Source organism: Pantoea sp. UBA4549 (assembly GCF_002387285.1).
Lineage (GTDB): Bacteria > Pseudomonadota > Gammaproteobacteria > Enterobacterales > Enterobacteriaceae > Pantoea > Pantoea borealis.
In genome coordinates, this window is the sequence record NZ_DGLH01000005.1 from 149,452 (window position 1) to 171,074 (window position 21,623).

At 55.3% G+C, this 21,623-nt stretch carries 20 protein-coding genes; 5 read left to right on the forward strand and 15 right to left on the reverse strand.

Annotated elements, in window-relative coordinates; translation table 11 throughout:
* Position 1 precedes the first annotated feature (1 nt).
* Positions 2-688: an RluA family pseudouridine synthase gene (locus B3041_RS01885; protein WP_292968767.1), complete on the forward strand. Its 687-nt coding sequence runs from the start codon at positions 2-4 to the stop codon at positions 686-688.
* A gap of 12 nt (positions 689-700) precedes the next feature.
* Here the strand turns inward: B3041_RS01885 and B3041_RS01890 are convergent, their stop codons facing one another.
* The 3 genes from B3041_RS01890 to B3041_RS01900 all read right to left on the reverse strand — a co-directional run bounded on the left by B3041_RS01890 (position 701) and on the right by B3041_RS01900 (position 4,679).
* A complete protein-coding gene (locus B3041_RS01890) occupies positions 701-1,231 on the reverse strand; it encodes a DUF2058 domain-containing protein (protein WP_065647357.1) in 531 nt (176 codons plus the stop codon).
* Positions 1,232-1,348: 117 nt separating this feature from the next.
* Positions 1,349-3,331, reverse strand: coding sequence for an autotransporter outer membrane beta-barrel domain-containing protein (locus tag B3041_RS01895; protein ID WP_065647356.1), 1,983 nt, complete (start codon positions 3,329-3,331; stop codon positions 1,349-1,351).
* A 220-nt stretch (positions 3,332-3,551) separates the two neighbouring features.
* Positions 3,552-4,679 (reverse strand): acyltransferase family protein, encoded by a 1,128-nt coding sequence (locus B3041_RS01900; protein WP_292968771.1) that lies wholly within the window; start codon positions 4,677-4,679, stop codon positions 3,552-3,554.
* A 574-nt stretch (positions 4,680-5,253) separates the two neighbouring features.
* Here B3041_RS01900 and B3041_RS01905 point away from each other — a divergent pair.
* Positions 5,254-6,051: an SGNH/GDSL hydrolase family protein gene (locus B3041_RS01905; RefSeq protein WP_292968773.1), complete on the forward strand. Its 798-nt coding sequence runs from the start codon at positions 5,254-5,256 to the stop codon at positions 6,049-6,051.
* A 120-nt stretch (positions 6,052-6,171) separates the two neighbouring features.
* Complete coding sequence (gene cybB, locus B3041_RS01910; RefSeq protein ID WP_065647353.1) at positions 6,172-6,711, forward strand: cytochrome b561; 540 nt, start codon at positions 6,172-6,174, stop codon at positions 6,709-6,711.
* 39 nt (positions 6,712-6,750) lie between these two features.
* On the opposite strand, the gene B3041_RS01915 is transcribed toward cybB, so the two are convergent.
* The gene (locus tag B3041_RS01915) at positions 6,751-8,691 is read right to left on the reverse strand and encodes a methyl-accepting chemotaxis protein (protein ID WP_292968775.1); all 1,941 of its coding nucleotides are present in this window, start codon (positions 8,689-8,691) and stop codon (positions 6,751-6,753) included.
* A gap of 662 nt (positions 8,692-9,353) precedes the next feature.
* Here B3041_RS01915 and B3041_RS16880 point away from each other — a divergent pair.
* Entirely contained in the window at positions 9,354-9,482 is a 129-nt protein-coding gene (locus B3041_RS16880) for a hypothetical protein (RefSeq protein ID WP_414692351.1), read from the forward strand.
* A gap of 509 nt (positions 9,483-9,991) precedes the next feature.
* Here the strand turns inward: B3041_RS16880 and B3041_RS01920 are convergent.
* The 3 genes from B3041_RS01920 to B3041_RS01930 all read right to left on the reverse strand — a co-directional run bounded on the left by B3041_RS01920 (position 9,992) and on the right by B3041_RS01930 (position 11,738).
* Positions 9,992-10,315 (reverse strand): YebG family protein, encoded by a 324-nt coding sequence (locus B3041_RS01920; RefSeq protein WP_065647350.1) that lies wholly within the window; start codon positions 10,313-10,315, stop codon positions 9,992-9,994.
* Positions 10,316-10,386: 71 nt separating this feature from the next.
* A complete protein-coding gene (locus tag B3041_RS01925) occupies positions 10,387-11,181 on the reverse strand; it encodes an SIR2 family protein (RefSeq protein ID WP_065647349.1) in 795 nt (264 codons plus the stop codon).
* The gene (locus B3041_RS01930) at positions 11,178-11,738 is read right to left on the reverse strand and encodes a non-canonical purine NTP pyrophosphatase (protein ID WP_065647348.1); all 561 of its coding nucleotides are present in this window, start codon (positions 11,736-11,738) and stop codon (positions 11,178-11,180) included. Before B3041_RS01930 ends, B3041_RS01925 begins: the two co-directional genes overlap by 4 nt.
* 337 nt (positions 11,739-12,075) lie before the next feature.
* Here B3041_RS01930 and B3041_RS01935 point away from each other — a divergent pair, with 337 nt between their 5' ends.
* A complete protein-coding gene (locus B3041_RS01935) occupies positions 12,076-13,470 on the forward strand; it encodes an EAL domain-containing protein (RefSeq protein ID WP_292968779.1) in 1,395 nt (464 codons plus the stop codon).
* Here B3041_RS01935 and B3041_RS01940 read toward each other — a convergent pair.
* The 8 genes from B3041_RS01940 to B3041_RS01975 all read right to left on the reverse strand — a co-directional run bounded on the left by B3041_RS01940 (position 13,464) and on the right by B3041_RS01975 (position 21,415).
* The gene (locus tag B3041_RS01940; RefSeq protein ID WP_292968781.1) at positions 13,464-14,366 is read right to left on the reverse strand and encodes an ABC transporter substrate-binding protein; all 903 of its coding nucleotides are present in this window, start codon (positions 14,364-14,366) and stop codon (positions 13,464-13,466) included. The genes B3041_RS01935 and B3041_RS01940 overlap by 7 nt on opposite strands.
* Entirely contained in the window at positions 14,366-15,160 is a 795-nt protein-coding gene (locus B3041_RS01945; RefSeq protein WP_292968783.1) for an amino acid ABC transporter ATP-binding protein, read from the reverse strand. Before B3041_RS01945 ends, B3041_RS01940 begins: the two co-directional genes overlap by 1 nt.
* A complete protein-coding gene (locus tag B3041_RS01950; RefSeq protein ID WP_292968785.1) occupies positions 15,144-16,070 on the reverse strand; it encodes an amino acid ABC transporter permease in 927 nt (308 codons plus the stop codon). The genes B3041_RS01945 and B3041_RS01950 overlap by 17 nt, the downstream gene beginning before the upstream one ends.
* Positions 16,071-16,080: 10 nt before the next feature.
* The gene (locus tag B3041_RS01955; protein ID WP_292968787.1) at positions 16,081-16,590 is read right to left on the reverse strand and encodes a GNAT family N-acetyltransferase; all 510 of its coding nucleotides are present in this window, start codon (positions 16,588-16,590) and stop codon (positions 16,081-16,083) included.
* 9 nt (positions 16,591-16,599) lie between these two features.
* Positions 16,600-17,532, reverse strand: coding sequence for an ABC transporter substrate-binding protein (locus tag B3041_RS01960; RefSeq protein WP_065647342.1), 933 nt, complete (start codon positions 17,530-17,532; stop codon positions 16,600-16,602).
* A gap of 20 nt (positions 17,533-17,552) precedes the next feature.
* Complete coding sequence (locus tag B3041_RS01965; RefSeq protein WP_292968788.1) at positions 17,553-18,863, reverse strand: LLM class flavin-dependent oxidoreductase; 1,311 nt, start codon at positions 18,861-18,863, stop codon at positions 17,553-17,555.
* 168 nt (positions 18,864-19,031) lie between these two features.
* Positions 19,032-20,027, reverse strand: a complete 996-nt coding sequence (locus tag B3041_RS01970) for an MsnO8 family LLM class oxidoreductase (protein WP_292968790.1) — start codon at positions 20,025-20,027, stop codon at positions 19,032-19,034.
* A 188-nt stretch (positions 20,028-20,215) separates the two neighbouring features.
* The gene (locus tag B3041_RS01975) at positions 20,216-21,415 is read right to left on the reverse strand and encodes a glycosyltransferase (protein ID WP_292968792.1); all 1,200 of its coding nucleotides are present in this window, start codon (positions 21,413-21,415) and stop codon (positions 20,216-20,218) included.
* Positions 21,416-21,623 lie beyond the last annotated feature (208 nt).

A 21,623-nucleotide genomic window follows, 5' to 3' on the forward strand; every position in this document is an offset into this window, starting at 1 on the left:
TATGACTGCTGATTTTGACGCGTTTATCGCGCCGCCGTGCCATGAAAAGATTACTGTTATCTGGCAGGATGAACACCTGCTGGTGATAGGTAAGCCCGCCGGTCTGCTGAGCCTCTCCGGTAAAAATCCACAAAACAGTGATTCAGTGCATTACCGGATGCTGCAGCGCTACCCGGGCTGCTCGCTGGTGCACCGGCTCGATTTCGGCACATCCGGCCTGATGATCATCGCCCGGAGCAAAGCCATCAACGCTGCGCTTTCCGCGCAGTTCAGTATGCGACAGGTTGAAAAAATCTATACCGCGCTATTGTGCGGGCATCTGCCCTGCGATGAAGGCGTGATTGATGCGCCGATTGCAAAAGATCCCGCGCACTTTCCGCTGATGTCAGTCTGTCCGGTTAAGGGTAAACCGGCGCGCTCGCGTTATCAGGTCACGGCACGCGTTTATCAGCCTGACGGGCTGCCGCTGACGCGCGTGATGCTGATGCCCGAAACCGGGCGTACCCACCAGCTGCGTCTTCACTGTCAGCTGCTGGGTTATCCGATTCTGGGCTGCGACTTTTATGGTGGCCGGCGGTTACCGGGCACAGAAGAGGCGGCGCGCCTGATGCTGCACGCCAGTGCGATCCGGTTTGTTCATCCGGTCAGCCAGCAGCCGCTGCATCTGCAGCTGCCGGCTCCGTTCTGAACGCCAGACTGCTTACCACATCAGATCATCCGGCACTTTAAAGTCAGCGTACGGATCATCCTCATCCTGCGCTTCCTGACTCAGTGCGCTGTTCAGCACAATCGCGCTGGCATCGCGCTGTGCGATCTTATCCGCCACGCTGGCCGGAATAATCGCGTAATCGCTTTTCTCCGTAACCAGACGGGCAATGGCCAGACGGCCGTTGATAAGCTGCGCCTGCGTGGCTTTATCAACGGTGATTTTTTTGATCAGATTGTTATCGGTAAAGTTAAAATCGATATCACCCCGTCCAGTCGTAATACGGTTCATCTCAATGAGCTGCTTTACCTGCGCCTTATACTCTTTTTCCAGCACCGCCTGACGCTGCTGGTCATTAAGCTGCTTATCACGCTCAAGCTGCGCTTTTTTGTTCTCTTCAACGGCCTGTTTCGCTTCACGCGCCTGCACGCGTGACTTTTTAGCCGTACGCTGCACCTTTTCCATTTTTTTGCTGGAGACTAATCCGGCTTTGAGCATCTGCTCCTGTAGCGTAAGTTTAGACATTTCCGATCCTGAATCTGTTGGCTAATCTGGCAGATTATACCTGTTATTCACCGGGCTGTACCGGACAGCCGCATCCGCTTTTGCGGATATCTGCGGCAGCCGGTGCCCTGTTCACCTTCAGAACGTGGCGTTAAGGCCTATATTCCATGTTATCTGCCGCCGATCGCTATTGCCGCTGATAGCAGAAACGCCGGTAAACGCGCTGACGGTCTCTGTCAGCGGCACAGAGGCGCCCGCTGCCGCCTCCAGCCAGTTATTATCACCGCTGCTTACCGTGCGGGTGAAAGCCGTGCGGGTTGATTTCAGCCCACCGCGAACGCTGCTCTCAGCGTCACCAAACTGGCGATTATAGGTAACTTCCGCCCACGGATTGACCGGCCACTGCGAGGTATCGATGCGCCAGCCTGCTGCGCCAGTCTGCGTGTGCCGGGTCTGATCGGAAAAACGCATGGCGGTGCTGCTGTCTCCGTTTTCACGGTAGCCACCGGCGCGCGTGTAATCGAGTGCATAGCGCACAACCGGACCGGTAGAGAGATGGGAAGTCAGCGGAAAATCCCAGCCGCTCTGCACACGAAAACCAAGCAGTTTGCCACTGCTGTTCCCCTGCTCTGTACGAGTGGCCGGCCCGATGTGAATACGGCGTTCAATACTGTCATAGCTGAGATCGCCGTAGTGCACATCTGCATTAATCCAGCCCTGGTCAAACAGCGTCAGCTGACTGTAGAGCGCCACCAGATTGCCGCGCAGCTTGTAGGTGTAACGCTCGTCAGGATGCTGGCGCTGATCGCTGCGTGACAGCAGCAGACCCGCCTGCCAGCTATCGGTCAGCTGATACCCTATCCCCAGCGTCAGGCTGGCACGGGTGGCATCGCCCGTCAGCCGATCGCCACCGCGATAGTCAGCGTGCTGTCCCGCATAGCCTCCGAACACGCTAAATTCACCGGCATCCGGCGTCTGCTGACGCTGCTGCTGCAGATGTCCCTCCAGCGTATTTTGCATATCACGGGCGAGCCCCGTCGGGGCGGCGGTCAGTGACGAGACCAGCGCCGGCGCCTCAAGAATCGAGCGGATGTAATCCGCAATCATTGCATGTACCGCCGGTGAGGGGTGCAGCCGGTCAGCAAACAGAAAGCGCTGCGCCTCACTGAAGCCTGGCGTGGCAGAGGTACACTCCGCAGCGGATGTACCTGGCGGACAGGCCATTCCAATGGTGTTGGTCAAACCATAGCGCGCAGGATCGGCAATCACTTCACTGAGCAGGCCGGCAATATCAGCACGCACGATATTGCCTCTGAGCGCGGCCAGCCCCGCTTCCTCCTGCTGATTAAAGCCGTCAGAGAGTGCCGTCACCTGCTCACTCAATACCTGCCAGAGCGCAAACAGCTGCTGCGCCAGCGCCTCGCGTACGGCAGGGATCGCCGACACTTCACCCGCCGCCTGGCTGAATGCGGTCTGAATAGCCTGCTCGCGGGCAGCCGTACTCAGCACCGGCGTCGCGTTCAGTGACTGAAACGCTGCCTGCAGCGCTGAATCACCCAGCGGACTAATCAGCTGAATGACTGTCTCAACCATTAACGGCGTTGTGCCGAGCTGGGGCACGTTGGGCACAATCACCGCGCCGGCGCCCGCCTCCAGCAGCGTTCTGACCTGTGCCGTTGCCGCGCTGGCGCTGACAGCAACGGTCTGCGGCGCGGTCAGCGGATTTGCCAGCACCGCCGCCGCAATATCATTAGCCCCAGCCCAGTGAATATACAGGCCATTGCTCTGCGCGCGACCGTTATTCAGTTGCAGCCAGCGCGCAAGCTGATCCTGGGTATTTAACGCCGGGTTAAGCGCCGGCACGGTGACTGCGCCGCCCTCTGCATAGTTACTGCCGCCCTGCGATGAAGGCCGCAGTGACTGGCCGAGGTCAGCCGCCAGAATGTCGTCATACAGGGGATGCCGTGCACCATCATATGTAAAGCGACCCACATTACCGCTGTCGCTCAGGCTATCGCCAAATACAGTCAGGCTATCCCAGGCGTAAGCAGGTGCTGCGGCAACGGCAGTCAGAGCAATGGCACCGGCAAGTGCCGAAGGTGTAAAACGGGAATGACGCATATCTGACTCCTGAAATACCCGATCGCCACGCTGGCGACTAAACAGGCGGAATGCGCATGCGGCTCATCCGCAGGCGGGGTGGTATTGCAGGAAAGGTGTAGACATTGAGAAAGGCATTTACCAGATTGTGACCGGGGTTTTGCGGTATACGTCAGAATAATGGGGTTCAGGGCGGGATAATACCGTACCCGCCAGCTGACGCGCTGGCGGGTGAAACGGATCACATGCGGGCTTCGAGCGGCACCGGCACTTTCTTCGCTTTTGGCTTCAGGCCAAACATCATAGAGGCCACGCGTGAGCGTTTGATAAACCAGTAGCAGACGGCGCTCAGCCCGATACCAATGGCACAATCAATCAGCACATATAGCACGGCATAGTTGGCAGGCAGCCAGTCATCAATGAGCCAGGAGAAGGCGATCACCACCGGATAGTGCAGCAGATAGATGATCAGGGCTGAATCCACGATAGCGGTCAGTATGCGGTTCTCTTTAACCTGAATTTTTTCAAAGGTGAATACCATCCAGTAAGAGAGCATGGCTGAAAGCACGCTGCCCATTATTACCGGCACATACTTGACCACACCGCTAATATGATTATGCGCAATGTAGTAGCAGCCTGCCCAGACGGCAGCCACCAGCGCGGCAATCAGCCAGTTGTTCATCAGTTTGCTGTTCGCGTAATGCGCAATCTTCTCGCGATTGATATACAGCGCATAGCCCGCCGTGTAGTAGACCAGGAAACGTGCCGTAATCGGGATCAGCTCAACAAATTCACCGCGCCCTTTGACCAGGAATTTCAGCACGAAACAGGCGTTACCCAGCACAACCAGCAGCGCAATCAGCATGGGCAGCGAGAGTTTACCCAACTGGCGCGCGCTCCACTGATAAAAGCTGCCAGGTATAGCGAGTGACATGATGCTTAACGAAACCAGAAACCACAAATGGTGCATCATGGTGTAGCTGTTCAGCCAGCCTTCCAGCGAGTAAGGCCTGTCATTTATCTGACCCGTGATGAAATACATCAGCGGCGGAATAAACAAATAGGCTGAAATAAGCGGAACTAATACGCGTTTGCGACGATTCTCGGTAAAAAACTGCTGCCCTTTACGGAGAATAATGAGGGCGGAAAACATCCCCGATAAAAAGAAAAACACTTCCATCCTGAACGTATGAAACATACTTACCAGCGCAGTAAATATCTCAGCAGGATCGCGCTGCGCCGTATAATACCAGGGGTTTTCACCGGGTAAACTTCTTGAAGCATGTAACAAGACACCTTCCAGAATTAACCCGGCACGCAGCAGATCCAGACCGATATTTCGGCTGGACAAAAAGGATTGTGTTTTCACATCGCATACCTTGATGGGGATTGTGAGCGGAATATAAGTTAATCGTGGGTCAGGTAATACCAGAAAATTCTGTATACATTCTTATGATTAACGATTAGGAATTTCGCTATTGTGTAAAAGTTGTAACATTTTTACGGACCTGTTCAGTAAAGCAGCGTTATCTGTTTGAAACTGTTAGAGAGTTAATGCGTTATGCGGACTCCACGCTATGCCGTCAGCATCTTCTTTTAGCGAAGAATCAGCGTCCTCCTGGCCTGAGCGCTTTTCCGGCGTCAGATTCTGACAGAGACATCTGATGAAAAGGTTTAGCGTGGTTGTTCTGAATCAGCAGAATACGCTGCGCTTGCCGCTAAAAATCAGGACCATGAATTATAACAGTGCTCCTGCCTATCCTGCTGATTAGAAAAATCATTTCACAACGTTATTACCAGAGTTTAAGAATTAACCTGATTTTGATTTTCTCCTCACGCTTTAAGATTGTATGACCTGTATCACAGCTGTTATGGTTACATTTTACTCTTTCATTAACCGATCCATTAAATATTGTTGAGCCTCACCAGGCGGGAAATTTGCTATGCCTTATTCACTGATTCGTTTTGCTTCATTATTGGTTACCGGATTTGTCCTGCAAAATAGCGCATGGGCGAACGCGCCTGATACCAGTAATAACTTTATTATTGAAGCTTACGGTGGTTCAAGCACGCTGGGGGCAATGGCTGTCAGAGAGAATGGCAAACAACATAACATCAACATCAAAGACAATGAGATTGCCCTGATAAATAAATGGCTTGGCGAAAAGTATGGTCCGGGCATCCGTGTGGTAAATAAGGGAGCCGCTTCGGCTCAGGCGATGGATTTACTGCACCCGAAATACTTTTATAAAAAGAATAAAAGCTGGCGTGAAGAAATGCAGCGCTCGCCCGCTAAAATAATTTTGCTGAACTTCGCGACTAACGATGCGCGACACTTCCATTTTAAAGATACCGAAGCCAAATATATCGTCAGTCCGGACCAGTATACTAAGGTGATGACGGAGCTGATCGCTATTGCCCGCGAGGAGGGTAAACAGGTCGTGTTACAGGAACCGCATCCGATTTGCGGGGGGGCAAAGAAGTGGAACGTTGCGCCTTATGTCACCAAACTCGACGCGCTGGCACGCGCCGAGTCGCTGCCGCTGGCACGGCAGTATCAGCGTATTCTGCAGATGAAAGAGTGGCAGTCGCTGATGTCACCTGACTGTATTCATCCCTCTGAAAAGCTCTATCGCATGAAAGCTGAGGAGACCTACTCCGTTCTGACCGCCCGTTTCAATGATGAGCTTGTGGCAGCCGGTAAGTCCGGTAATGATGCACAGCAGGTTGCCCGGCGCTGAGTTTTAGCCTGCGGCACTGCAGTAACATCATTCAGGTCAGGATGACGCAGAAAGGGCATTTTTTTCACTCTGCTTTCGGCTATTGTAGCACTACCGCTTCGTACCGAATGGAATGGAATGATGAGCACAAAATATGCCCCTGCGCAGATTTTGCTTCACTGGCTGACCTTTATTTTAATTGTTCTCGCTTATTGCACCATGGAGTTCCGCGGCCTGGCGCCGCGCGGCTCCTGGCAGCGTCTCTTCATGGTGGTGACGCATTTCTCTGCCGGCAGCTGCGTGCTGCTGCTGATGCTGTCACGGCTGGTCATGCGGTTTCGTCACCGTACGCCAGCTATTGTGCCAAAGCCTGCTCACTGGCAGACCGGGCTGGCACATCTTACCCATCTGGCGATCTATCTGCTGTTTATTACCCTGCCGGTGCTGGGCATTCTTTCCCGATTCTGGCTTGGCCGCGACTGGTGGATTTTTGGCATTCCGATGCCGGTCAGCGCAGCGCCCGATCCGGACCTGGCTGATACGCTGATTGACTGGCATGAAACGCTGGTGCCGCTGGGTTACTGGTTGATCGGTCTTCACGCGCTGGCGGCGCTGGCGCATCACTATCTGTTTAAAGACAATACGCTGCTGCGTATGATGCCCGCGCGCAAACCGCGTTAATGGCTTTTCGCGCGCCCGGCACGCTGCCGGGCGCGTCAGCTAGCTTAATGTAAAGCGTGCGGCCGTATGCGCGAGCTGCGCCGCCTGATCCTCAAGGGAACTTGCTGCCGCCGACATCTGCTGAACCAGCGCCGCGTTTTGCTGCGTCGCGCCATCCATCTCATTCACCGCAATGGTGACCTGGCTGATGCCGCGTGCCTGTTCATCAGAGGCGATAACAATCTCATCAATGATACTGCGCACTGAGTTGACCGCCTGCGTCATTTCGGTCATGGTTTTACCCGCCCGCTGCACCAGTCCGACGCCGCTGCTGACATGCTGCCCGGACTCCTCGATTAACGCGGCAATCTCTTTTACCGCGCCGGCGCTGCGCTGTGCCAGGTTACGCACTTCAGAGGCTACTACGGCAAAACCGCGTCCTTGCTCACCTGCGCGGGCGGCTTCCACCGCCGCGTTCAGTGCCAGAATATTCGTCTGAAACGCAATGCTGTTGATAATGGCAGTGATGTCGCCAATCTTTTTCGCGCTGTTATCTATCTGCGCCATCGTCTGCACAACTTCACCCACCAGCGTTTCACCGCGGCTGGCAATATGCGTGGCGTTTTCTGTCAGCGTGGTTGCCTGATGCGCGTTCGCTGCGTTGTGTTTCACTGTGGCGGTGATCTGCTCCATACTGGCCGCGGTCTGCTCCAGCGCAGCCGCCTGCTCTTCTGTACGCGACGCGAGATCGAGGTTGCCGCTGGCGATTTCACCTGCGCCTTGTCGCACTGATGCGCTGGCATCCTGAATCTGGCCCGCCATATCCCGCAGCTGTGTCTGCATCGTATGCAGCGCATAGAACAGGCTGCTGCTATCCTGCGATGCCAGCGGAATAGTATTATTAAGCCTGCCTCCGGCAACCGCCAGCGCAATAGCCGTGGCTTCTGACGGCTCGCCGCCAACCGGCTTAAGGACTTTGCGGCTAAATACCCATCCCAGCAGCACGCTTACGGTAACGATGCTGATAAGCATCAGAATCAGCGCGTGTATCAGCTGACGATGTGCCGCCGCCATGACTTTGCTCACCGGAGCAACGATACCCAGGTACCAGTGCTGGTCACTGCTGCCGATAGTAACGGGCTGCCAGGTTATCAGCGCTGCTTCACCCAGTATGGCGTCATACTGTTCAGTAACGGCCCGGCTGAACGCGTGCGTCTCTCCCTGCCAGCGTTTCGCGGTCTGTGTCTGGTCAGGATAGGAGACTACCTTGCCTCCGCTGGAGAGCAGCATCGCATAGCCACTGCCCTCCCAGGGCCTGATCTTATTAACGCGCGCCTGCAGCGCCGCCAGTGAGATATCAGAGGTCACTACGCCCCAGAGTTTGCCCTGGCTGATGATGGGAGTGGCCACAGATGTGAGCAACACAGGTACGCCATTGTAGGCGTAGCTGTAGGGTTCAATCAGCGTATCCTTACGGCTTTTCTGCGGCAGCAGATAGTAATCGCCCTGGCCCGGCGTCAGCATGGAGGCCAGAGGATGCAGCCTGAAGCTGCCGCTGCCGTCGCGATCGACAAAGTAGGCATAGCGCCCCTGAGGCGCCGCACCAGGCTGGCTGGCAAACTCCGCATCGCGGCCATCAAACGCATTTTGTTCAAATATGACTGAAACAGAGAGGTAGTCAGGATTATCACGCAGCGCGGAGATAAGAAGCTGGTCCGCCACTTTCCGGTCGCTGATGCCTGCCGCCGGCAGCGCAATCAGGCTATGTCCGAGGTTGTGCGCAACATCGCGCGCATAGCTCAGCTCCTGCTGAATCTGCAACGCCTGACTCTGCGCAATCTGCTGCAGGTAGTTTTCAGCCAGCGACTTCTGTTCTCTGCTGGATTGCCAGCTGAGCACGCCAATGGTGATGGCAAAGCCACAGGTAATGGTGACGGCGCCCGTCAGCAGCATTTGAGTACGGGTACGCATTTTTTTCGTTATACGTGCGTGTGTGGCCATGATGGCGCTCCTGGGGTTAGCAAAGCAGTGCAATAGTTGCGCCACGTCCTGGGCCACCAGCGATCCTTTATCACTCTATCGGCCCGATCGTGCTGAACTTGATGGCATACCCGATAAGATTAAAAAACATTCAGAGACCAGTAACGCACAATGTGACCAGGGCGGCATAAATGCCGCCCCTGCAGATTATTATTCGTAGGGGTCGCATTAATGCGACCCAGGTTTCGGTGCGTGCCGCGGCCAGGGCGGCATGAATGCCGCCCCTACAGGGTTCGGTGCGTGGCGCACCTGCAGACTAATGCCCGCAGGGGTCGCATTAATGCGACCCTGGGTTCGGTGCGTGCCGCCCCTACAGGGTTCGGTGCGTGCCGCCCGTGCAGATTAATACCCGTAGGGGTCGCATTAATGCGACCCTGGGTTCGGTGCGTGCCGCGGCCAGGGCGGCATGAATGCCGCCCCTACAGGGTTCGGTGTGTGACGCACCTGCAGATATTGCCCGTAGGGGTCGCATTCATGCGACCCTGGGTTCGGTGCGTGACGTAACCAGGGCGGCATAAATGCCGCCCCTACAGGATTCGGTGCGTGCCGCCCGTGCAGATTAATACCCGTAGGGGTCGCATTCATGCGACCCTGGTTTTGGTGCGTGACGTAACCAGGGCGGCATAAATGCCGCCCCTACAGGGTTCGGTGCGTGCCGCAGCCAGGGCGGCATGAATGCCGCCCCTACAGGGTTCGGTGCGTGCCGCGGCCAGGGCGGCATGAATGCCGCCCCTACAGGTTTCGGTGCGTGACGCGGCCAGGGCGGCATGAATGCCGCCCCTACAGGGCTCGGTGCGTGGCGCGGCCTGGGCGGCATGAATGCCGCCCCTGCGAAATTAATCACCTATTTCACTGACGGGTTGATCTGGCGCAAGATCCCGGCGTACAACTGCTGTCAACGTATCTCCTGCAGGCTTTCCGCCCTTACGAACACAGGAGCATACAATGACAGGTAAAATGGGGTTAACCGGACTTTTACTGGTGTGGCTGGTTTATATTGTCTGGATGGTAAGCTACTACTCAGGCACCTTCTCACTCTTTTCACATTGATAAACGGCCCGTATGCCGGGCTTTTTCATGCTTAATCAGAAAGTGTTAAAGGCGAGTCAAGCGACGGCAACCTGGTATTGAACAGGGCGGGTGGCAAAAAGCTGTCTGGAAAACTCCCGGGCGGTGGTCGCAGCACGCGCTATCAAATCAAAGCTTAATCCCCGACAGCAAAACGCCGTCACAAAGACGGCGCCGGGGTGCATCACAACAATCAGGCCGCTTTAACCGCGCGCACTTTTTTTTCAGGGGCAGATTCCGCCTCTTTCACGTCAGGTTTAGCATCTTTGTCTGCAGCTGCGTCAGGCAGTTTGCTGGTACGCAGAATATGCTGCACCGCGTCTTTTTGCTCTGCCAGCAGCATGCCCCAGGTTTCCGCTTCTGCATCCGCCAGCTCTGGCTTGATCTGCTGCAGCCAGTCGGTAAAGGCATCTGCCATATCGAGCATTTTATCCCAGGCATCGGCATCTTTTTTACTGGCAAACGTCATCTTCTCTTCACCTTTTCTGACTACAACGTATTTGGTTTCGACTGCCATGATGCACCTCATTAACTGTATTTATATACAGTATATTCTGTTATGCAGCGATGAGCAAGCCTGCCTGTGGTTCAGGCAAGTAATTCCTCCAGAAAGGCTGCCAGCGCTTTTCGCGGATCATCCTCTTCTGACACAATCATCTCAATTCCCCACTGGCCCAGCACCTCTTTGGCCACCGGATTATTGCGATTGGTAAAAAGATACGATTTAGGCCGGGCGGTAGCGAGACCGGTTCTTCCCCACATTTTCGTCAGCCGGTAGAACAGCAGACGGATATTAAAATCGCTGATGCTGTAGCCAACAAACAGCACAGAGTTGCCCATCACGTCGTGCGTCAGTTTGATATCCAGCGGAGAATCAAAATAGAGGCGCTCAAAGTAGCTGCTCTCATCCAGCACAATCGACGTATCGTCGTCAAAATCACCGTGAAGTTTAATGATATGGCGCTTATCTTCGGTCAGTGAGACGAGATCGGCAGCGTTAGCCACTTTGCTATAGGGTACGTTGTGGGCTTCATGAGCCATTTCCAGCCAGCGATCGTAATTGGTGGTATAGATACGCGAAAAATTACCCTGGGTGATCATGGTATGAATTTCGGAGCTGCGCACGTCGATATCGGGGCGGTGCCACTCGCGATCCATCCAGCTGCGCAGCGGCCCCAGTGAGCCTTTGCGCTGTTTATAATATTCCGCCAGTGACAGATGCGTGCCGTAGGTGTTGAATATTTTAGGATCGTAGCCCAGCTCTTTTGCCAGATGAGCAATTAACTCATGCCACTCCGGCAGACCGAAATTGCGGGAGATGCCGGCGCCGGCAAACAGGATCAGTTTGCCGGCATCATAGGCGCGTTTAAGTTCCGGCTTCATACATACCCCCGCGCGGTTTTGAGAAACGCGGCAAAGCGATCCAGTGCCAGCCGTCGATTGGAGATCTCATTTTTTAAATCCCCCATTTCGGCAAAGGTCTGTGTATGCCCTTCCGGGATAAACACGCAGTCCCACTGAAACTCCTGCGGCCCGGCCGGTTCTGGCGCAATGCGACCACGCAGCTGTCCCTCAAACTGATACATCTTACGGCCATCGCAATACCCCAGTATGGTTTTTGCCGTCACGCAGGGGGTATCAAGGCCGCGCACCAGTTTGGTAAAGCGGTCGGCATTGAGCCGGCTCCAGAAAATGCGCGTCAGTCCGGCTGGCAGACCGTTAAGCCCGTCCAGAAACAGGCCGGTATGCTCGACAAACAGCGGCCGCCCGATAATGGAAAACGCTTTGGTCAGCTTATCGCGTACCAGTTCAACCTCATTTTCCGTCTGAATCTCTTCAATTCGCCGGGCGATAGGCACCACTTCCACCCCTACCGGTTCAAGGATGGTACGCACTTCAGAGAGTTTGAGCTCGTTAGCCGATAAGAAACGAATTTTCATTGCAACCAGTAATATTAAGTAGGGTTAAACTGCATTAGTAAGGTGATCCGGCTGTTTTTCGCCTGTTGTTATGTTTAGCACATCAAGCTGTGCCCTGAATGATTCTACTCCGTGACCGGGAGAAGGGACAACCGCGCGCGCAATTAAGCGCAGGCAGTTAGCGGTTCGCTTCCGTGAAAAGTTGCGTGATAACCCCCCGCCACGCATAAATATCATCTCCAATGTCAAATCTCCGGAGCAGATCAACGCGCAGAAAAAGCGCTATGACAGCCGTCTCGCTTAGCGCTAAGATAGCGTTCCTGAATACAATAAAACTAATCAATTACAGAGCAGAGTGATGATCGCGTTTTTGACTGCGGGCTATTCGCGCGTACGTAATTTGCCCTTTAGCCTGAAGGGAGAGAGCGCAGAAAAGAAGCTGCGCTTTACGCTGCTGATTGCGGGGGTGGCCAGCACTACCTCAGGCATCTATATGGCGCTGCTTAACGCCCATAGCCGTTCGCCAGCAATACCGTCGCTCTACTATCTGGGCGTGGCGCTGGGCCTCTATATCTGCGCCGTTGCCTTTCACGGCAAACTGCAGCGGCATCTGGCGATCGTCACGCATGCGCTGCTGTTTATCATTACAGCTCTGCTGCTGCTGGACAATGACCATCCTGCCGTTAAACCCTCGGCCTGCAATTATCTGATCGCGCTGACCATTGGCTCAGCACTCGTCCTGCGGCAACAGCCGCGCTATCTCAGCAAAATATTTCCGCTAATCTGCCTCGCCTGTTACCTCATTTTTACCCTGACCGGCCTGACCTGGCAGCAGGGATCGTTTCATTTTACGCTGCCGGCGGAAGCCAGTTTCTACATCGTTAACTGTATTGTTCCCATGCTCTCTCTGCTGCTGACCGCCCTGACCTTTCGCGGTGATTACTCTGAAACTGACCTGATAAAACGCGAACTCTCCGCCGCCATCGCTCAGGAGCAGCTGGAGCTCTATTTTCAGCCGCAAGTGGATGCCGGTAAGCACCTGACCGGATTTGAAGCGCTGCTGCGCTGGAAACATCCGGTTAAAGGGTTTATTTCACCGGACGTTTTTATCCCGGTAGCGGAAAAAAGTGGCCTGATGATTGAGATTGGTCACTGGGTCATGGAGCGCACGCTGCAGCACATCGCGGCCTGGGAGCGCCTCCGGCACGCCGGCGAACTGGTGTTTTCTGTTAATATCAGTCCACTGCAGCTGATGCATCGCGACTTCACCGCGGAAACCCTGCTGCTGCTCTCGCGTTACAGGATCCAGCCACAGCGGCTTAAATTTGAGATCACCGAAAGCACGTTTATCTACGATCAGCAGCATATCGGCGACGTTATCGCGCATTTCAGCCATCTCGGTGTAAAATGGGCGATTGATGATTTTGGCGTCGGTTACTCATCGCTGAAATCGCTTAGCGATTTTTCGATTGACGATATCAAAATTGATAAGTCCCTGATTATGCATATTTTTGACAATGAATCAGCCGCTATTGTGGTACATAAAACGATTGAGCTGACGCGCGAAATGGGATTAAACGTGCTGGCTGAAGGCGTTGAAAGCGAAGAGATGTTTCACTACCTGCGCAGCCGGGGATGCCAGTTTTTTCAGGGCTATCACTTTGCCCGGCCTCTGCCGGCGGCAGAGGTGGTAAGCTGGGTGAAAAAATATCAGGGCGAGAAACGGGGCCGCGGTGCGACCCGTCCCTACTGATAAACAATGCCCGGCGGGTTGATCTGCGACTGCGTTACCGCTTCATCCTGCTCTCCCCAGCGTGTCAGCACCTGCTGATACTGCCCGCTGGTAATGGCATGATTGACCGCCTGCTGCAGCGCCGGAGCCAGCCCGTTGCCCTTTTTGGTGGTGACCGCTACCCATGCCCGGTACGGACCGTGGCCAACAACCTCCGTTTGCCCGCGTGATGCCGCTTTCCACGCTGCCACCGCCTGTGGGCCAAAGGTGGCATCCGCGCGTCCGGACAACAGCGCGAGCGTGGCAGAGGCGTCATCATTAAGATAAACAGGCTGCACCGGTGCTAATCCCTCCTGGCGGTTTTTCGCATCCCAGCCCAGCAGGATCTTCTCCTGGTTAGTGCCGGATCCTACAATAATGCGCCGGCCTGCAACATCCTGCCGTCCGGTAATCGCAGTGATATCACTCCCTTTCCGGACGGCAAAGGCGTGGTTGTCAGCCCGGTAAGTAGCAAAATCAAATTTGCGCTTACGCTCTTCGGTTACGGCGATATTAAACATGGCCACATCATAACGTCCCGCGCTGATGCCCAGCGGCCACTCCTCCCACGACGCAGGAACCAGTCTGAGCCTGAGGCCCAGGCTTTCAGCCAGCAGTCGCGCCAGATCGGGATCGCTGCCAATCAGCGTTTTGTTATCTGACGCCCACAATCCAATGGGCGGTGAGTTAGTGGCGCTGGTTGCGACCGTCAGAAAGCCAGGATGAACAAACGCATAGTTTGCCGGAATTCTGGCTATCGCCTGCGGATCGGCGGCAATATGAATCGCCGTTTCATTATCAGCCGCATCCAGCGCCGCGCCCTGCGCGGCTGAAAACAGCAGGCCGGATACCACCAGCGTTAGTATGAACCGCGTCATCACAGCACCCGCGCCAGAAAACGTCGGGTGCGCTCGTGACGCGGCTGATTCAGCACCTGCACGCTGCTGCCCTGCTCAACCACGCGTCCGTCAACCATAAACACCACGTTATCTGCTACTTCACGTGCAAAGCCAATCTCATGCGTCACGATGACCAGCGTGGTACCGGAGCGCGCCAGCTTTTTAATGACGTCCAGCACCTCACCCACCAGCTCCGGATCCAGTGCCGACGTCGGCTCATCAAACAGCATCACGCGCGGATTGAGCATCAGCGCGCGCGCAATCGCGATACGCTGCTGCTGGCCACCCGAGAGATGGCGCGGCCAGGCGTCGGCTTTATGCCGCAGCCCTACCGTGTCCAGCAGCTCACCGGCGCGTTCAATGGCCGCGCGCCGCGAAAGCTGTCGATGCGCGATCGGCGCTTCTGTCAGATTCTCCAGCACGGTGAGGTGCGGGAAAAGGTTGAAGTTCTGAAAAACATAGCCGACATTTACCCGCTGACGCAGTATCGCCCGCTCTTTGAGCTCATAGAGTTTATTGCCGCGACGCTGATAGCCGATGTAGTCATCATCGATCTGAATAAAGCCCTCATCGACCCGCTCCAGATGATTGATGGTGCGCAGCAGCGTGGACTTGCCGGAGCCGGATGGCCCGAGAATAACCGTCACGGATCCCGGTGCCAGCGACAGCGACACGGCATCCAGCGCTTTGTGTTTTCCAAACGACTTACTGACGCCGGTGATTGTGACAGCCCCGGCAGTACAGGACGGGCGGTAATCAATGGCTTCGGACATGAGTGCGCTCCTCAATAACAGCAGGGGTTGAGTAACGGTTACGCCACTGCCGCCAGCGCGATGGCGGCGCCTCGCGGGTTACGCTGCGCGCCAGTGAGCGCTCAACGCTGTGCTGCAGCAGCGACAGCACCGTGGTGATAATCAGATACCAGGCCGCGCCTACCATCAGCAGCGGGATCACCTGTTGCGTGCGGTTGTAGATCATCTGAATGGTGTAAAACAGCTCGGGCATCGCCAGCACGTAAACCATTGACGTGCCTTTGGCCAGGCTGATGATTTCATTAAAAGTGGTAGGAATGATCGCGCGCAGCGCCTGCGGCAGAATGATACGAAAAGTCCGGCGCGAAGAAGAGAGCCCCAGCGCTGATGCAGCCTCGAACTGCCCCTGATCCACACCGAGAAAGCCGCCGCGGATAATCTCTGCACTATAGGCGCTCTGCACCAGCGTCAGGCCAATCACCGCCGCCGGAAACTGGCCCAGCACATTGATCGTCTGAAAGTGACCCCACGACCAGGGCGTAAACGGGATACCCAGCGATAAGGTGTCGTAGAGATAGGAGAAGTTATAGAGAATGATCAGTACCACAATCAGCGGCAGCGAGCGGAACAGCCAGATATAGCCAAACGCCAGCGTGCTCAGCAGCCATGAGGAGGAGAGCCGCGCCAGCGCCAGCAGACCCCCGAAAATCAGGCTCAGTACGGTGCCCGCCAGCGTCAGCAGCAGCGTCTGCCCCAGCCCGTTCAGGATCACCGGGTCGAAAAACCAGCGCACAAATACGCCCCACTCCCAGCGCGGATTGAATGCGATGGAATCCACCACCGCCGCCAGAATAAACAGCGCTGCCACCGCGCCCAGGCTGCGCGCCGGATAACGTGCCGGTACCACGGTCAGTTTTTGCGTTTCGCTCATTTTTTTCTCCTCAGCTCGCCTGCGCCGCAGCGTGGACATCCATTATCTTCAGAAAGCGCAGGCGGCCATCGTGCGGCGGCAGACCATAAACCTCCATATCTTCCAGCAGGGCAAACTGTGGCTGGTATCCGTGGCCGATATACAGGCGTACCGCCTCGGGCTGACGAAAACCGGTGGTCAGGTAAACACGCTGATAGCCGGCGCGCAGCGCACGGCGCTCCAGCTCCTGCAGGATCAGCAAGGCCAGCCCCTGCCGGCGCAGATCGGCACGCGTCCAGATGCGCTTCAGCTCCGCCGTCTGTGCGTCATAGCGCTTGTAGGCGCCCATGGCGATAATTTCGCCCTCCCGCTCCAGTACAATGAACAGGCCCCCCTGCGCAGGTAAAAACCACTCATCCCGCTCCACTTCATTCTGGCTGCTGAAAAAATCGCCGTAGCGGGCAGCATATTCACCAAACAGACCAGCGATAATCGGCTGCAGCTCTGCCGCTGCGGGTGAAACGTCACGAAAAAAATGCATATTGTCCCCTTAGTCACCCAGGCCCGGTGGATTGATTTCCGAGCGGTCAAGTCGCTCGATTCCTTCCCCCCAGCGATTCAGCACCTTGTCGTAGTCGCCGTTTTGCATTACGCCGTTCAGTGCCGTATTGACTGGCTGCACCAGCCCGCTCTCTTTTTTCACCGTCACCGCGATGTGTGCCGCTTTTGGCCAGCCGCCATCCACGCTGCCCGCCAGCCTGGTCTGCCCGTTCAGCGCCGCTTTCCAGGCCCCGATAACGTTGGGGCCAAAGTAAGCGTCCGCGCGTCCGGCCTGCAGTGAGAGCGTCTGCGCAGCGTCATCTTTGGTATAAACCGGGATAAACGGCTTCAGGCCTTTTGCGCGATTCTGCTGATCCCATGCCAGCAGGATCGCTTCCTGATTGGTCCCGGAGCCGACAATAATGCGCAGGCCGGCGATATCTTCCGCTTTGCTGAGCGAAACAATCGGGCTGCTCTTTTTCACATAAAAGCCAAGCGAGTCTTTACGGTAGGTGGCAAAATCAAAACGCTCTTTGCGCGCTTTTGTGACGGTTACGTTGGTGATCGCCGCGTCATATTTGCCGGACGCCACGCCGAGCGGCCAGTCTTCCCAGGAGGTCGGCACGACGTTGAGCTTCAGGCCAAGGCTGTCCGCCACCAGACGCGCTATATCCACTTCGCTGCCCAGCAGCGTTTTGTTGTCGTCGCTGAACACGGTAAGCGGAGGGGAATTAAGGGCGGCCACCGCCACGGTAAACGCGCCAGGTACAGCAAACCGGTGTCCGGCCGGGATCTGCGCGATCGCAGCTGCATTTTTAGCGGTATTAATGGGCGTCTTATTCGCCTCCACGCTGACCTGCTGCCCGTTGACGGCTACGTTTTCTGCCACGGCTGCGCTGCTCAGCCCCACTAACAGCAGTGCTATCCATGATTTTCTCTGCATCGTATGCATCCTGATCATTCTTATGATGTGAACTGATTAACGGGGGTCTGCAGCCCCAGACTGGCGCGCAGCGTGGTGCCCGGATAGTCGCGCCGGCTTAGCCCGCGCGCCTGCAACAGCGGAATAACCCGATCGACAAAACGTTCAAACGTGTCGGGCGTACCGCCCTGGATAATGAAACCATCGGCGGCTTCCTGCTCAAACCAGTGCTGCAGGCCATCGGCAACCTGTTCTGGCGTGCCGTGAAACAGCGGACGCGGCGTGGCCGCTTCCAGCGCAACCTGGCGCAGCGTCTGACCACGCGCGCGTGCATTGCGTTTTATTTCATCGGTGGTGCTGCGGAAGCTGTTCTGGCCAATATCACCCAGCTCGGGGAAAGGTTTATCCAGCGGATAGCGTGAGAAATCGTGGTGGTCAAAGAACCGCCCCAGATAATTAAGCGCATCCGGCACTGAGACCAGCTGCGCGGTAGCCTGATACTGCTGCTCAACATCAGCGGCATCATCGCCAACGATCACGCTGACGCCCTGAAAAATATGCAGGTCTTCCGCAGCGCGTCCGTTATCAGCCAGCTGCTGTTTAACATCCCGGTAAAACGCCTGCGCCTCGTCCAGATTTGCATGATGCGTGAAGATCGCATCCGCATGGCGTGCGGCGAGGCGTCGCCCGTCCCCCGAGGCGCCGGCCTGGAAAATTACCGGCCGCCCCTGCGGCGTACGCTCAATATTCAGCGGCCCCTGCACCTGAAAGAAATCGCCGCGGTGATCGGGCGTATGCAGCTTTGCCGGATCGAAAAACTGACCGCTGCGCTTGTCGCGCACAAAGGCCCCCTCTTCCCAGGAATCCCACAGGCCTTTCACCACCTGCAGATACTCATCCGCAATCCGGTAACGCAGCGCGTGTTCCGGATGCTGCTGCCGTGAGAAATTTTTTGCCGATCCTTCCAGCGGAGAGGTCACCACGTTCCAGCCGGCACGACCGCCGCTGAGGTGATCGAGGCTGGCAAACTGCCGGGCAATGGTGAAAGGCTCGCTATAAGAAGTAGAGACGGTGCCAACCAGACCAAGATGCTTCGTCACGGCCGCCAGCGCTGACAGCAGCGTTAGCGGTTCAAAGCGATTGAGAAAGTGCGGGATCGATTTTTCATTAATATAAAGACCGTCAGCAACAAACAGAAAATCAAGCCTGCCCGCTTCCGCCTTGCGCGCAATTTTTCTGGCGTAGTCAAAACTGATGCTGGCGTCCGCCTGCGCAGCCGGATGACGCCACGCGGACATATTACCCGACGCGCCGTGCAGCATTGTACCGAGGCGTAATTCTCTTTTACTCATTATAAACTCCTGACAAAGCAGAGCCGTCGGCAGCGCAAAGGATGCCGGGCGAAAAAAAGTTAAAGGGTGTTATGCAGACAGAATCAGCGCTGTGCCGGGCAACATCGCTCACGCAAATGCCGGAAAGAGAAGCGGATAAGAAAAACGGAGCGGATCATTACGCTCTCCTTAAACCGTAGCCATACGCGCAGTGGCCAGCAGCTCCAGTGATTTAAACCGGGCAGCTTCATCGGCGAGTGGCGTATCGATAATAAATTCGTCAATGCCATAACGGTGGTGCATCGACTCCAGCTGAGCATGTACCTGCGCAGCAGTTCCTTTTAGCAGTGACGGTGTGCGCGGTTCTATCACGTAATCTGTGTATTCACCCTGACGCACATAACGCTCAGCCTGCTCCAGACTGGCAACGGTCACCGCCGGGCCATTTTTAATGCTGACGTGATAAAGCCGCAGCGCATCGGTAAGCAGTTCAGCCTCTGCCGGCGAATCCGCAACGACAGCCTGAACCGCGACCAGCGCACGACCGCTGCGACTGCGTTCATGGTAGTGCTGCAGGACGCGCGCCATCTGCAGCGGATCGCCGTTATGGTGTGCAGCAAAAACCAGCTGCCAGCCCATCTCTGCGGCCAGCTCTGCGCTCGCGTCGCTGGCACCCAGCAAAAAACGGCTGGCGGAACGCGGCGGCTGGGGCGTGGCGCGCAGCGTCTCTTCATCAGCAGAGGGTGATGCGGTCAGCCAGCTGTCGAGCAGTGCAAGCTGTTCAGCAAAGCTGCCTTTTTCACTCTGCTTTACCCCCAGCTGTAGCGCACGCGTTGAAAGCGGCAACCCGCCGGGCGCTTTGCCGACGCCGAGATCGATGCGATCCGGTACCAGCGATGCCAGCAGGTTGAAATTTTCTGCAACTTTATAAGGGCTGTAGTGCTGCAGCATAACGCCGCCAGAGCCGACGCGAATGGTGCGCGTCTGCGCGGCAATCCAGGCGATAAGCAATTCAGGTGACGGACTGGCCAGCTGCTCGCTGTTATGATGCTCAGCAACCCAGAAGCGCTTATAGCCCCATTTCTCAGCCAGCTGCGCCAGTTTGAGCGAGCGCGCCAGTGCCTGTGTCGCATTTTCTCCTGCCGCAACCGGCGACTTATCGAGCACGCTTAATTGGTAAGACATACGCCCTGTCCTTGTCCTGATGAATATGGCGTTTAGTTTGCAGGCGATGATTCCATTACGTAAAACATCATATTGTTAGTTCTATTGCTGTTTTGCGCATATCACCTGGCTGACCGGAACAGAAATAAAAAAACTCCTGCAGGAAATGCAGGAGTCAGATTAAAGAAAGGTTAAAAGCTGGATGCAGATTAAGAGCGTTTAAGCGTGCCTGCCTCGCTGCGGTCAAATGAACTGCGCGTATCTTTTGCACCATAAATAGCCGAAAGCGCGCGGTTAAATTTATCCGGATCGTGATGCTGGCGGATCCTGTTTACGGCTGCTGCTGAATAATCGGCCACGCGCATCCTGTCTTCCAGAATCGCTTTAATATGCGCCTTGAGCTGCGACACGATTAATATGCGCAGCGCCATTTTCTCTGCCAGGGTGTCAACATTAAGTTCGAACATGTCGTTAAGCGGGCAGTTGATAAGCCACCCGCTCTGTGCCGGATTAATTTCCGGCAGTGCTCTGACGTTAGTGGTAATTACCGGACAGCCGCACGCCTGCATTTCCAGTACGGAAAAGCCGTAGGTATCCTGCCAGGTTGGCAGCAATCCGACATGCGTATTGCGCAGCAGCTGCATCACGGCATCATTCGGTAATCCCGTATGATGGGTGAACACCGAACGCTCTGCTATCAGGGTTTCAATCTGATGATGGAAATCGGCATCATCCTGCCATTCATGATGCGCAATATTATGCTGTTTTTTGATGTCACCGATCAGATTAACGCTGATCTGATCGGCTGATATCACGCCTTCATCCATCAGTTCGGAAAAAGCCATCACGACTTCTGCCCCGCCCTTACGATAGAACTCGTTGCCGACAAAGGTAAATACCATTTTATCGGCCGCAGGGGCACGTCCGCCTTCATAGAGGACCGGCTGCGGTGGATGCAGCACATGCAGTTTGTCGGCAATCGCTTCCCGTTCGATGGGAAATGCATCCAGCAGTTTCAGCTCAATTTTTCGCGTTGCTTCTGAAATAGCAATAATGCCTGCACAGTCCGGTGCTGCAACATGGCGCATGAGTTTTTTTAACAGTGGATTGGCGGTTTTGGCGACGCCCGGCACGGGTAATACCCGCGGCAGCTCTGTTTCAAATGTTGAAACCCAGCGTCCCCGGCTGGTGGCCACCTCGTTAAAAAGATGCACGACTTTTTTATCGTTTCCTGCAGACCATAGCGGAGCAGAAAAAATAAACAATTTATTGCGTTTAAGAATTTTCCCACGGAACGCGTTGATATACGTCCAGATATTTCTGGAGTGAAAATCGATATACGTTTTTTTAACATCCGTAACAATATTTCTTTTTTCGGGATATCCCTTGCCGCTAATGATGATTTTCATTTTATACTCCGGCCATAAACTTTAAGCACTACAAACCCGGCATTCAAAAAAGTTAAAATTGCAGATCGCCTGACGAGTATAATGCTTTATTAGCCTCCTCTTTTGTTATTCAGACTATTCCCCGAAAAACATTTCAGCGTGTTATTTTGTATTAGTTATTTTTACGGCTATTTTTAAAGTTACCGTAATGATTGATAGCAAGCTAATT